Genomic DNA, 12,463 nt, shown 5'->3' on the forward strand with positions numbered 1-12,463 from the left:
GCGCCGCTACATCACGGAGGGTAGGGTTCGTCTGCGTTGGATGAGCGCATCCACGCGGGTGAAGGAGGTCGGGCGTGTCCGTGTCCCTGGGCGGTATTGCGGCGCTGGTGGCGTCGGGTGGTTTCTTCGTGCTCGTGCTCGTGCTCGCGGTGCCGATCCTGCGGGTCCGGCACACGATCGACGCGGCGACCGGCGCGTTGCGCGACGTCGCGGACCAGACGACCCCGATGCTGGAGCGGGTCAACACCACCATCGACAATGTCAACGTGGCCCTCAACCAGGTGCACACCACGCTTGACGGGGTCAACATGCAGCTGGCCCGCATCGACACGATCACCGAGAACGTGTCGCACGTGAGCGCGAATGTTGCGAACCTGTCCACAGTGGTCAGCGCGGCCGCCGCGAACCCGCTGGTGAAGGTCGCCGCGTTCGGTTACGGCGTGCGCAAGGCCGCCGCGAACCGCCGCGCCGCCGCCGACGAGGCCGAGGTGCGGGAGCAGATCAAGCAGTCGCGGCGCAAGCGGGCCTGACCGGCCCGGCGCTGCCCGTACAGACGACAAACAACGCGAACAGAGAGGTTGAGCCATGCGGCGGATGCTGTGGCTCGGGATCGGACTCGCCGTCGGCGCGCTGGTGGTCCGCGCGGTGACGAAGAAAGCACAGGCGTTCACCCCGCAGGGCATGGCCGCCTCGGCGCGCAACTCGGCCGTCGGGTTCGCCGAGAGCGTCCGCGGGTTCGTCGACGACGTGCGCGACGGCATGGCGGAGCGTGAGGCCGAGATCCACGCCGCGTTCACCGACGGTTCGACCCTTGACGAAGACCTTTACCCGGAAGGCCGGCAGCACCGATGAAGACCGCGGAGATCAAGCGTCGTTTCCTCGCCCACTTCGAGGGCGCGGGACACACGGTGGTGCCCAGCGCGCCGCTGCCGGCGATCGCCGACCCGAACCTGCTGTTCATCAACGCCGGCATGGTGCAGTTCGTGCCGTTCTTCCTCGGCCAGCGCACCCCGCCGTACCCGCGGGCGGCGAGCGTGCAGAAGTGCATCCGTACCCCGGACATCGACGAGGTCGGCAAGACCAGCCGGCACGGCACGTTCTTCCAGATGAACGGCAACTTCTCCTTCGGCGACTACTTCAAGGAAGGCGCGATCAAGCTCGCCTGGGACCTGTCGACGAAACCGGTCGACCAGGGCGGCTTCGGTCTGGACGCCGACCGGATCTGGGCGACGGTCTACCTCGACGACGACGAGGCGATCGAGATCTGGAAGCGCACCGGCCTGCCCGCGGAGCGCATCGTGCGCCGGGGCAAGAAGGACAACTTCTGGTCCATGGGCATCCCCGGCCCGGCCGGCCCGTGCTCCGAGCTGTACTACGACCGCGGCCCCGCCTACGGCCGCGAGGGCGGCCCCGAGGTCGACGAGGACCGGTACCTGGAGTTCTGGAACCTGGTCTTCATGCAGTACGAGATCACCAACGTGCGGTCCAAAGAGGACTTCGACATCGTCGGTGAGCTGCCGAACAAGAACATCGACACCGGGATGGGCCTGGAGCGCATCGCGTCGATCCTGCAGGGTGTCGACAACCTGTACGAGATCGACGAGGTCAACCCGGTCCTCGCCAAGGCCGCGGAGATGACCGGCAAGCGCTACGGGCAGGCCGTGTCGCACGTCGCCGCCGAGTCGCACCCCGACGACGTGCGGCTGCGCGTCATCGCCGACCACGTCCGCACCGCCCTCATGGTGATCTCCGACGGGGTCACGCCGTCCAACGAGGGCCGCGGGTACGTGCTGCGCCGCATCCTGCGCCGCGCGATCCGCTCGATCCGGCTGCTGGGCTGGCACGAGGGCCCGGCGCTGCCGATCCTGCTGCCGATCGCCCGCGACTGCATGTCCCCGTCGTACCCGGAGGTCGCCGCCGACTACGAGCGGATCTCGCAGTACGCGTACGGCGAGGAGGAGGCCTTCCTGCAGACGCTGCGGGCGGGCACCACGATCCTCGACCTGGCCGTCACGGAGACCAAGGCGGCCGCCAAGAGCGTCCTGCCGGGCGACAAGGCGTTCCAGCTGCACGACACGTACGGCTTCCCGATCGACCTGACCCTGGAGATCGCGGCGGAGCAGGGGCTCACCGTCGACGAGGAGGGTTTCCGCCGGCTCATGGCGGAGCAGCGCACCCGCGCGAAGGCCGACGCGAAGGCCCGCAAGACCGGCCACGCCGACCTGTCGCAGTTCCGGGCCGCGCTGGAGCAGGGCGGGCCGGTCGAGTTCACCGGGTACCGCGAGGTCGCCCGCGAGTCGGTCGTGCGTTCGCTGCTCGGCGCGGCCGCCGCCGGCCAGGGCGAGGAGGTGTCGCTGGTCCTCGACGCGACCCCGTTCTACGCCGAGGGCGGCGGCCAGATGCCCGACCTGGGCGTCATCACCACCGGCAGCGGCAAGGTCGAGGTCCTCGACGTGCAGACCCCGCTGCCCGGTCTCATCGTGCACCGGGTCAAGGTCCTGGAGGGTGAGATCCGGCCCGGCGAGTCCGCGTTCGCCGAGATCGACACGGCGCGCCGGCGGGCCGTGTCCCGGGCGCACACCGCGACCCACCTGATCCACCAGACGATGCGCAACTTCCTCGGCGAGTCCGCGACGCAGGCGGGGTCGCTCAACGCGCCCGGCCGGCTCCGCTTCGACTTCAACACCCCCGGCGCCGTGCCGCAGAGCGTCCTGCACGACGTCGAGCAGCAGGTCAACGAGGTGCTGCTGCGGGACCTGCTGGTGCACGCGTTCATCACCTCGCAGGAGGAGGCGCGCAAGCTCGGCGCGATGGCCCTGTTCGGCGAGAAGTACGGCGACGAGGTCCGCGTCGTCGAGGTCGGCGACTACGCCCGCGAGCTGTGCGGCGGCACCCACGTCGAGCGCTCCAGCCAGCTGGGCCTGGTGAAGATCCTCTCCGAGTCGTCGATCGGTTCGGGTGTACGGCGGGTCGAGGCCCTCGTCGGCCTGGACGCGTTCGGCCACCTGGCCCGCGAGCACGTCCTGGTGTCCCGCCTCGCCGAACTGTTCCGCGTCCCGGGCGACCAGGTCGCCGACCGGGTCGAGCAGACCGTGGCGCAGCTGCGCGACGCGGAGCGGGAGCTGGAGAAGCTGCGCACCCAGCTGGTGCTCGCCAACGCCGGCGGGCTCGCGGACGCGGCGAAGGACGTGCACGGCGTCGCCTACGTCGGCACCGAGGCGCCCGAGGGCACCTCCGCCAACGAGGTCCGGACCCTGGTGCAGGAGATCCGCGGCCGGATCCCCGCCGACCGGCCCGCGGTCGTCGCGGTCGCCGCCCGCGCCGGCGGCAAGGCGTCGCTGGTCGTGGGGCTCAACGCGGCCGCGAAGGGCCGCGGCCTGTCCGCCGGTGACCTGGTCAAGGGGGCCCTGTCCGGCCGCGGCGGCGGCAACGCCGACCTCGCGCAGGGCGGCGGCGTGCCGGCCGCCGAGGCGCCGAACCTCCTCGCCGCGGTCGAACGCGCGCTGTAGGCGACACCGCATGCGGGTAGGTGAATTCGTCGATTCACCTACCCGCGGCCGTCCGGGGGATGCGCGGTGCGCATAGGGTGCTACCCGTGAGCGCAGCGCGAGTGACGCCATGGACCAGGGGGCGGCGCGTCGGCGTCGACGTCGGCACCGTCCGGGTGGGCGTCGCCGTCTGCGACCCCGACGGGATCCTCGCCAGCCCGGTCGCGACGGTCCCGCGCGACCCGGACACGGACAGTGACCGCACCCCTTCGGACATGTCCGAAATACTGCGACTGGTCGCTGAGTACGAAGCGGTCGCGATCGTTGTCGGCCTGCCGATCAACCTCGCCGGCCAGGAAGGCCCCGCAGCGGTGCTGATCAGGCAATACGCGGATCGGCTGGCGGCTTTGGCGGACCCGGTGCCGGTGCTGCTGACGGACGAGAGGATGTCCACCGCGGCCGCAACACGTAGGCTGTCGGAGCGTGGTGTCCGGGGCAGGCGGCAACGCGCGGTCATCGACCAGGTGGCCGCGGTGGAGATCCTGCAACGTTGGCTCGACACGCACCGGGCCGGAGCGGTGCGCGGCTGAATGCCAGGAGGCGAAGGACAGATGGACGAGCTGGACCTGGGTTGGGACGACGAGGAGCGCCCCAGCAGACACCGACGCACCCGTGCCACGGCGAGCCGGACCCGCGGCAGGAAGAAGGGGCGCGGCGGGAGGACCTTTCTCGCGCTCTTCATCAGCCTGCTGGTCTTCGGCGGCCTGGCCTACGGGGCGTATGTCGGTGTGGACCGGGTCAAGGACATGTTCACCGCTGCCGACTACAACGGCGGCGGCACCGGTGAGGTGACGGTCGAGGTCCTGCCCAACCAGTATGCCGCGGACATCGCCGCCACGTTGGCGGAAAAGGATGTCGTGAAGAGCGCGAAGGCGTTCATCGAGGCCGCGAAGAAGGACGAGCGCAGCAAGAAGCTGCAGCCGGGCTTCTACAAGCTGCGCAAGCAGATGCGCGCCGCCGACGCCCTGTCGCTGATGCTCGACCCGAAGAGCCGCCTCGTCAACAAGGTCACCCTCCCCGAGGGCCTCACCTACCAGGACACCTTCAAGAAGCTCTCCGAGGTCACCAAGATCCCGTACGAGGACTTCGAGAAGGCCGCCGCCGACACCAAGGCGCTCGGGCTGAGCGACGTGTGGTTCGCCCGCCAGGACGGCAAGCAGGTCGCCAAGAGCATCGAGGGCTTCCTGTTCCCGGCCACCTACGACTTCCCGCCGAACGTCGACGCGACCGCCATCCTGAAGATCATCATCAAGCGGTTCAACCAGGAGATCGAGACCACCGGGTTCATCGACGGCGTGCAGGCCTCGCTGCACATCTCGCCCTACGAGGCGCTCATCGCCGCGTCGATCGCCCAGGTCGAGGGCCTCGACAAGGACCAGGAGGGCATCGTCCGGGTCCTGTACAACCGGGTCTACTCCGGCAAGTTCCCGTGCAACTGCCTGCAGGTCGACAGCACCGTCAACTACTACCTGCGCATCACCGGCAAGGGCGCCAAGCCGTCCACCGAGCTGCTCAACTCCGAGCTGCACAACAAGAAGAACCCGTACAACGCCCACGACGTGCCGGGCATGCCGATCGGCCCGATCAGCAACCCCGGCAACAGCGCGCTCAAGGCGGCGATCAACCCGCCGAAGCACGACTACTACTTCTTCCTCGCCATCGACACCGCCGGCAACACCGCGTACGCCAAGACGTACTCGGAGTTCGAGAAGCTGTGGGAGCAGGCCCAGAAGAACGGCGTCAAGTAGTGCGGGCGGCGGTCCTCGGCCAGCCGGTGAGCCATTCCCGCTCACCGGCGATCCACAACGCCGGCTACGCCGCCGCCGGGCTTCGCGACTGGTCGTACACCGCGATCGAATGCGGCACCGACGAGCTCGCCGGGCTCGTCGCCGGGCTCGGCACCGACTGGGCCGGGCTGTCGCTCACCATGCCGCTCAAGGAGGTGGCGCTGACCGTCGCCGCGATGGTCGACCCGTTCGCGGCCGCGATCGGCGCCGCCAACACCCTCGTGCGCCGCGCGTACGGCTGGCACGCCTACAACACCGACGCCCCGGGCATGGTCCGGGCGCTGCTCGAGGCCGGCGTCGCCCGCACCCCGGCCCTCGCCGTCCTCGGCGGCGGCGGCACCGCCCGCGCCGCGATCGCCGCGGCCGCCGCCCTGTCCGCCGACGTCACCCTGTACACCCGGCGCCCCGAGGCCTACGAGGAGCTGCTGCCGGTCGCCGCCGCCCTCGACGTCGACCTCGCCCACGCGCCCTGGGACTCCCTCGCCGGGTGCACCGCGTTCCCGGTGGTGATCTCCACCGTGCCGAAGGGCGCCGCCGACAGCCTCGCAGTCGCCGACTGGTCCGGGCGGCCCGTCGTGTTCGACGCCATCTACGAGCCGTGGCCGACCCCGCTCGCCGCCGCCGCGCAGGCCGCCGGGTGCGCGATCGTGTCCGGGCTCGACCTGCTGCTGTGGCAGGCCGTCGACCAGTTCGAGCTGTTCACCGAGGTGAAGGCGCCGGTCGACGCGATGCGGGCGGCGCTGCGTCCCGCCTGACGGGCGCCGGTTACCTCACTGTGGGAAGTGTCGTACCGCCGTGACAGACTTGCCGACGTGTTGCGCTGGTTGACCGCAGGTGAGTCGCATGGCCCGGCACTCGTCGCGATCCTGGAGGGTGTTCCCGCCGGCATCGAGCTGACGAGCGCGTCCGTGGCGGCAGAGTTGGCCCGTCGACGCCTCGGCTACGGCCGCGGCGCGCGGATGGCGTTCGAGCAGGACGTCGTCGAGTTCATCGGCGGCCTGCGGCACGGACGCACCCTCGGCAGCCCCGTCGCGATCCGCGTCGGCAACAGCGAGTGGCCGAAGTGGGAGACCGTCATGGCGGCCGACCCGGTCGACCCGGAGGTGCTCGCCGCGCAGGCCCGCAACGCGCCGCTGACCAGGCCCCGCCCCGGCCACGCCGACCTCGCCGGCATGCAGAAGTACGGGCACACCGACGCCCGGCCGATCCTGGAGCGCGCCAGCGCCCGCGAGACCGCCGCCCGGGTCGCCGTCGGCACCGTCGCCAAGGCCCTGCTGCGCCAGGCCCTCGGCGTCGAGATCGTCTCCCACGTCATCGAGCTCGGCTCCGTCGCCGCCAAGCCGGGCCTGCTGCCCCGGCCCGAGGACTTCGACCGCATCGACGCCGACCCGCTGCGCTGCCTCGACCCCGACGCCAGCGCCCGCATGGTCGAGGAGGTCGACGCCGCCAAGAAGGACGCCGACACCCTCGGCGGGATCGTGGAGGTCCTCGCCTACGAGGTGCCCCCGGGCCTCGGCAGCCACGTCCAGTGGGACCGCAAGCTCGACGCGCGCCTCGCCACCGCCCTCATGTCCATCCAGGCGATCAAGGGCGTGGAGATCGGCGACGCGTTCACCCAGGCCCGCTCCCGCGGCTCCCAGGCCCACGACGAGATCGTCAACACCGCCGACGGGGTGCGGCGCGTCACCGACCGCGCCGGCGGCCTCGAAGGCGGCATCACCACCGGCGAGCCGCTGCGGGTCCGCGCCGCGATGAAGCCGATCTCGTCGCTCAACCGCGCCCTGCAGACCATCGACGTGACCACGGGCGAGGCGGCCACCGCCATCAACCAGCGCTCCGACGTGTGCGCGGTGCCGGCGGCCGCCGTGGTCGCCGAGGCGATGGTCGCGCTGGTGCTCGCCGAGGCGGCGCTGGAGAAGTTCGGCGGCGACTCGGTGCCGGAGATCCAGCGCAACGTCGCCGGGTATCTCGAGCACCTGGTGATCCGGTGAGCCCCCGAGCGGTCTTCGTCGGGGCTCCGGGGGCGGGGAAGACGACGGTCGGGACGCTGCTCGCCGAGGCGCTCGGGGTGCCGTTCCGTGACGTCGACGCCGACATCGAGACCACCGCGGGCAAACCGATCCCGGAGATCTTCATCGACGAGGGCGAGGAGCACTTCCGCGCCCTGGAGCGGGCCGCGGTCGCCGACGCGCTCACCACGTTCGACGGTGTCCTGGCCCTCGGCGGCGGCGCGATCCTCGCCCCCGAGACCCGCGAGCTGCTCGCCGGGCACACCGTGGTCTACCTGTCGGTCCAGCTGTCCGACGCCGTCTCCCGGGTCGGCCTGGGCACGGGCCGGCCACTGCTCGCCCTGAACCCGCGGGCCACGCTCAAGTACCTGCTGGACCAGCGCCGGCCGCTGTACGAGCAGGTCGCCACGATCACGGTCGCCACCGACGGCCGGACCCCCGAGGACATCGCCGAAGAACTGGCAGGCAAGCTGTGACTTCCTCTGTTGGCTTCTCCGTGGTCGACGTCGACGGCTACTCGGTGCTGATCGGGCGGGGCCTGTTCGACCGGGTGCCGGACCTGGTGGGCGGCGCCGCGCAGGTCGCGGTCCTGTTCGCCGGCCCGGTCCGCGGGCACGCCGAGCAGGTCATGGCCGCGCTGCGCGCCGCCGGCCACACGGTGCTGCCCCTCGAGGTCCCCGACGCCGAGGCCGGCAAGGACATCGCCGTCGCCGCCGGCTGCTGGGACGCCCTCGGCGAGGCCGCGTTCACCCGCAGCGACGCCGTCGTCGGCGTCGGCGGCGGCGCGGTCACCGACGTCGCCGGTTTCGTCGCCGCCAGCTGGCTGCGCGGCGTCCGCCTCGTCCAGGTCCCGACCAGCCTGCTCGGCATGGTCGACGCCGCCGTCGGCGGCAAGACCGGCATCAACACCGCCGCCGGCAAGAACCTCGTCGGCGCCTTCTACCCACCCGCCGGCGTCGTGTGCGACCTGTCGACCCTGGACACCCTGCCCGCCGACGACCTGCGCGCCGGCATGGCCGAGGTCGTCAAGTGCGGCTTCATCGCCGACCCCACCATCCTCGACCTCGTCGAAGCCGACCCCGCCGCCGCCCTCGACCCGCACGGCCCGGTCCTGCCCGAGCTGGTCGAGCGGGCCGTCGCCGTCAAGGCCAGGGTCGTCTCCACCGACCTGCGCGAGTCGGGCCTGCGCGAGATCCTCAACTACGGCCACACCCTCGGCCACGCCATCGAACGCCGCGAGCAGTACCGCTGGAAGCACGGCCACGCCGTCAGCGTCGGCCTCGTCTACGCCGCCGAGCTCGGCCGGCTCACGGGCCGCCTCCCCGCCGACGTCGCCGACCGCCACCAGCGCGTGCTCACCCTGCTCGGCCTCCCCGTCACGTACGACGCTGCCGCCTGGCCCGACCTGCACGCCGCGATGCGCGTCGACAAGAAGGCCCGCGGCGCAACGCTGCGCTTCGTCGTCCTCGACGGCCTCGCCACCCCGGGCACCCTCGCCGGCCCACCGGACGAGCTGCTGCTCAAGGCGTACGCGGCCGTCGCGTCGTAGCCGCTGCGACATCGCCGTTTCCGACATCGCCGTTTCCGACATCGCCGTTTCCGACATCGCCGTTTCCGACATCGCCGTTTCCGACATCGCCGTTTCCGACATCGCCGGCGGGGCCCGCGCACGGGCAACCGCCGCCACCACCCCCGCCGGCGTTCCGTCATACCAGGCAACGCGTTCGTCATACCAGGCAACGGTTGTGTGCACGGGCCAGTCGATCCACCCGCCAGCATGACCCACCTGCCAGCTCGGCCTGCCGGATCGACCCGCTGGCTCGGTTCGCCCGCTGGTTCGGTTTGCCGGTGGCGGTCCCGCTGGTTCGGTTCGCCCGCCGGTTCGGTTCGCGCGCCGGTTCGGTTCGCGCGCCGGCGTGACCTGCTGTTCGGCGTGGCCGCTATCAGGGGCGACTCGCTGGTGGCATTGGACATGACCCCGCTGGACTCGGTAAGCAGGGCTCGGCGCGGCGTACCTGGCGGGGTTCGCGACCGCCGAAACGATGCCACGTGCGAAACGATGCACGCGCACCGAACCTGATCAGCGCGTCGGGCTTACGGGACGAACCCATTTGGCCTGCTCCGGGGAGCGGCGCCACCGGCCGACCTCGGAGTCGCCGGCCACCCAATCGGATGGGTCGCGCCGCTCACCGTCGCCGGTCGTGTCCGCTCGTCCCAGCGGCGCCGGCCGTGTCCGCTCGTCCGCGCACATGCTGTTCCACTGGTCCGGGCACACGCCGCCCCTCCACCACGGGTCGCGCCCCCTCCACCACGGGTCGCGCCCCCTCCACCACGGGGCGCGCCGCTCGCAACCGGTGCGCGGCTCGTTCAGGTCGACGGCTCATCCACGTCGACGCCAGTCCACGTCAACCCCGCAAAGGACGGCCTTGCGCGCCGCCTCGGTCGACCCCGTACTCACCGCCGCGCCCAGGCGACCAATACTGCCCCGACGAACACCCCAACATCGACCGCCGTGCCGTACCGCTTCAACAGCACGATACACCACGCCAGGAAATTGATCTTCGGGCCGATTGCCGTCCGTAACCGACCCCTGGCCCAGCGGCAGTCAGGTGGCGGGAACCAGGGCCGGCACCGGCGGTCGCAGCCGCAGATACAGCACCCCACCGACCGTGCCGAAGATGGCGGCCACGACCGCCTCAGGGTAACCGGGCGCCCCGAACGGCAGCAAAAACATCGCGACGCCGACCGACAGCCGTACCGCGGCCGAGGGCTGGCGGTGCAGGCCCGCGGCGAGCGGGACGATCGGCCACAGCAGATACCACGGATGCACGACCGGGCCGCACAGGACGATCGCGGTCAAAGCGAGCCCCAGCCCGGCGAGCGGGTTCGGGGCGCGCAGCAGCGCCCAACCGGCCAGCGCGCAGCCGAGCGCGGCGCCGGCGAGCCGGATGACCGCCATCGCGTCGGGGTGGCCGGCCACGGCGAGCAGCATGCCGGCGTCGGTGCTCAGGGACAGGCCGTTGCGCACCGTGGTCGGGGTGTGCAGGGCGGCGATCCAGCCCAGGCCGAGCCCCGACGCCGCCTGCAGCACCAGGAACGTGAGGGCGGCGCCGGCGAGGGTGCGGATCACGGCGCCGGTACGGCCACGCGACAGCGCGACGACCGTGACCAGGGCGAGGACGGCGGGTGCCTTGACCAGCGCGGCGGCCGTGACGAGGGCGGCGCCGAGCAGCGGGCGGTGGCGGGCGGCGGCGAGCAGGCCCGCGGCGAGCAGGCCGACCATGAGGGCGTCGTTGTGGGCGCCGGCGACGAGGTGCAGCAGGAGCAGCGGGTTGAGCGCGCCGAACCACAGGGCCCGCTGCGCGGGCACGCCGAAGCGGGCGGCGAGGCCCGGCAGGCAGGCGACGATCAGCGCGACGCCGGTGAGGGCGACGAGCCGCATCGCCAGGACGCCGGCGACGGTGTGCTCGCCGGTGACGGCGAGGATCGCCGACGCGCAGCGCAGGAACACGGGACCGTACGGCGCGGGGGTGTCCTGCCAGATCGCCGGCACGTCCAGCGCGAGCGGGCCGCCGAGCGCGGACGGGCCCCAGCGGTACGCGTCGAGGCCGCGGCCGACCATGGCGCCCTGGGCGAGGTAGCTGTACACGTCGCGGCTGAACATGGGGGCGGTGAGGGCGAGCGGCGCGGCCCACCACAGCAGGGTCCGGATCAGGTCGGCCGGGCGTTGCGTGTCGGCGGTGGCGCGCATCCGCAGCCAGGCGCCGCACAGCAGGGCGAGGCCGAAGTACGTGCCGGCGACACCGGCGAGGGGGAAGGCGCGCAGCTCGCGGATCAGCGGCCAGTGCTCGAACGGGTCGCGTTGCGGCAGCGCGCCCGCGGCGGCGCCACCCACCGCGATCGCGACGGAACCCGCGAAGCCCAGGGTACGGTTGACGATGTCGGGTCTTCCCACCCCGGCACACTGGCTGAGTCTCATGTCCGCGTGGCCAATGCGACATGAACGGGTGCCTGCCCGACCGGTACACTGCTTCGGGCCTTTCCGCCGGCACGATGCCGCACGGACCAACCGACGAAAGTGACGTCTATCCACATGGCAACCACGAACGACCTGAAGAACGGCCTGGTGCTCAACCTCGACGGCGATCTGTGGACCGTTGTTGAGTTCCAGCATGTCAAGCCGGGCAAGGGCGGCGCGTTCGTGCGGACCACCCTGAAGAACGTGCTCTCCGGCAAGGTGGTCGACCGCACGTTCAACGCCGGCACGAAGGTCGATACCGCCACCGTCGACAAGCGCACGATGCAGTACCTCTACATCGACGGCGAAGACTACGTGTTCATGGACCTGCAGTCGTACGAGCAGATCTCGGTCCCCGCCGGCACCGTCGGTGAGAACACGAAGTTCCTGCTGCCGGAGGCCGAGGTGACGGTGGCGACGCACGAGGGTGTGCCGCTGTACGTCGAGCTGCCCACGTCGGTGGTCCTCGAGGTCACGTACACCGAGCCGGGTCTGCAGGGTGACCGCTCCACCGGCGGCACGAAGCCGGCGACCGTCGAGACGGGCGCCACGGTCAACGTGCCGCTGTTCATCTCCACCGGCGAGAAGATCAAGGTCGACACCCGCGACAGCCGTTACCTCGGCCGGGCCTGACCGTGTCCTTCTCTGGGGGCTCCTTCCTCGGGGGCGACGTCACCGCGCAGATGACCGCGCGGCGCAAGGCCCGCAAGCGTGCCCTCGACGTGCTCTACCAGGCCGACCTGCGCGGTGAGCCGCGCGGGTCGGTCCTGACGGCCTACGTGGCGAACCTCGAGGAGCCGAAGCCCAGCTACCTGCCCTACACGGTGCAGCTGGTCGAGGGTGTCGAGAGCCACGCCGTGCGCATCGACGAGCTGCTGGCCAGCTACGCCGAGGGGTGGACGCTGGAGCGGATGCCGGTGGTCGACCGGAATCTGGCTCGCATCGCGGTGTACGAGCTGCTGTACAACGACGAGATCGACAACCCGGTCGCGATCACGGAGGCGGTCGAGCTGGCGGAGACGCTGTCGACCGACGACTCGCCCCGGTTCCTCAACGGCATCCTCGGCCGGATCGCCGACTACGCCACGTAGCCCACACGGG

Annotated in this window: 12 protein-coding genes; 11 read left to right on the forward strand and 1 reads right to left on the reverse strand. The window is 71.5% G+C overall.

Going from position 1 to position 12,463, the window contains the following annotated elements; all coding sequences use genetic code 11:
* Positions 1-80 precede the first annotated feature (80 nt).
* The 9 genes from OP18_RS01905 to aroB all read left to right on the forward strand — a co-directional run bounded on the left by OP18_RS01905 (position 81) and on the right by aroB (position 8,893).
* Entirely contained in the window at positions 81-530 is a 450-nt protein-coding gene (locus tag OP18_RS01905) for a DUF948 domain-containing protein (RefSeq protein ID WP_033357030.1), read from the forward strand.
* 55 nt (positions 531-585) lie between these two features.
* Positions 586-852, forward strand: a complete 267-nt coding sequence (locus tag OP18_RS01910; protein WP_033356824.1) for a hypothetical protein — start codon at positions 586-588, stop codon at positions 850-852.
* The gene (gene alaS, locus OP18_RS01915) at positions 849-3,509 is read left to right on the forward strand and encodes an alanine--tRNA ligase (RefSeq protein ID WP_033356825.1); all 2,661 of its coding nucleotides are present in this window, start codon (positions 849-851) and stop codon (positions 3,507-3,509) included. The genes OP18_RS01910 and alaS overlap by 4 nt, the downstream gene beginning before the upstream one ends.
* A 101-nt stretch (positions 3,510-3,610) precedes the next feature.
* Complete coding sequence (gene ruvX, locus OP18_RS01920) at positions 3,611-4,078, forward strand: Holliday junction resolvase RuvX (protein WP_033356826.1); 468 nt, start codon at positions 3,611-3,613, stop codon at positions 4,076-4,078.
* A gap of 21 nt (positions 4,079-4,099) precedes the next feature.
* Positions 4,100-5,296: an endolytic transglycosylase MltG gene (gene mltG / locus OP18_RS01925; RefSeq protein WP_033356827.1), complete on the forward strand. Its 1,197-nt coding sequence runs from the start codon at positions 4,100-4,102 to the stop codon at positions 5,294-5,296.
* A complete protein-coding gene (locus tag OP18_RS01930; protein WP_033356828.1) occupies positions 5,296-6,090 on the forward strand; it encodes a shikimate dehydrogenase in 795 nt (264 codons plus the stop codon). Before mltG ends, OP18_RS01930 begins: the two co-directional genes overlap by 1 nt.
* Positions 6,091-6,147: 57 nt before the next feature.
* Positions 6,148-7,326 carry a chorismate synthase gene (gene aroC / locus OP18_RS01935; protein WP_033356829.1) on the forward strand — a complete coding sequence of 393 codons (1,179 nt, stop codon included), beginning with the start codon at positions 6,148-6,150 and terminating at the stop codon, positions 7,324-7,326.
* On the forward strand, positions 7,323-7,820 hold the full coding sequence (locus tag OP18_RS01940) for a shikimate kinase (protein ID WP_033356830.1): 498 nt from the start codon (positions 7,323-7,325) through the stop codon (positions 7,818-7,820). The genes aroC and OP18_RS01940 overlap by 4 nt, the downstream gene beginning before the upstream one ends.
* Positions 7,817-8,893, forward strand: coding sequence for a 3-dehydroquinate synthase (gene aroB, locus OP18_RS01945; protein ID WP_052386076.1), 1,077 nt, complete (start codon positions 7,817-7,819; stop codon positions 8,891-8,893). Before OP18_RS01940 ends, aroB begins: the two co-directional genes overlap by 4 nt.
* A 1,056-nt stretch (positions 8,894-9,949) precedes the next feature.
* On the opposite strand, the gene mptB is transcribed toward aroB, so the two are convergent.
* Positions 9,950-11,299: a polyprenol phosphomannose-dependent alpha 1,6 mannosyltransferase MptB gene (gene mptB / locus OP18_RS01950; protein ID WP_052386077.1), complete on the reverse strand. Its 1,350-nt coding sequence runs from the start codon at positions 11,297-11,299 to the stop codon at positions 9,950-9,952.
* Between the two features lie 138 nt (positions 11,300-11,437).
* On the opposite strand from mptB, the gene efp reads away from it, so the two are divergent.
* The gene (gene efp, locus OP18_RS01955) at positions 11,438-11,995 is read left to right on the forward strand and encodes an elongation factor P (RefSeq protein WP_033356832.1); all 558 of its coding nucleotides are present in this window, start codon (positions 11,438-11,440) and stop codon (positions 11,993-11,995) included.
* Between the two features lie 50 nt (positions 11,996-12,045).
* Entirely contained in the window at positions 12,046-12,453 is a 408-nt protein-coding gene (gene nusB / locus OP18_RS01960; RefSeq protein ID WP_033356833.1) for a transcription antitermination factor NusB, read from the forward strand.
* Positions 12,454-12,463 lie beyond the last annotated feature (10 nt).

The sequence above is a fragment of the Dactylosporangium aurantiacum genome (assembly GCF_000716715.1).
In the GTDB taxonomy this organism is placed as follows: Bacteria; Actinomycetota; Actinomycetes; order Mycobacteriales; family Micromonosporaceae; genus Dactylosporangium; species Dactylosporangium aurantiacum.

Excerpts from the sequence above, each read along its gene's own strand:
- OP18_RS01910 (WP_033356824.1), top strand. The coding sequence starts at position 586 with ATGCGGCGGATGCTGTGGCTCGGGATCGGACTCGCCGTCGGCGCGCTG.
- alaS (WP_033356825.1), top strand. The coding sequence starts at position 849 with ATGAAGACCGCGGAGATCAAGCGTCGTTTCCTCGCCCACTTCGAGGGC.
- mltG (WP_033356827.1), top strand. The coding sequence starts at position 4,100 with ATGGACGAGCTGGACCTGGGTTGGGACGACGAGGAGCGCCCCAGCAGA.
- efp (WP_033356832.1), top strand. The coding sequence starts at position 11,438 with ATGGCAACCACGAACGACCTGAAGAACGGCCTGGTGCTCAACCTCGAC.
- nusB (WP_033356833.1), top strand. The coding sequence starts at position 12,046 with ATGACCGCGCGGCGCAAGGCCCGCAAGCGTGCCCTCGACGTGCTCTAC.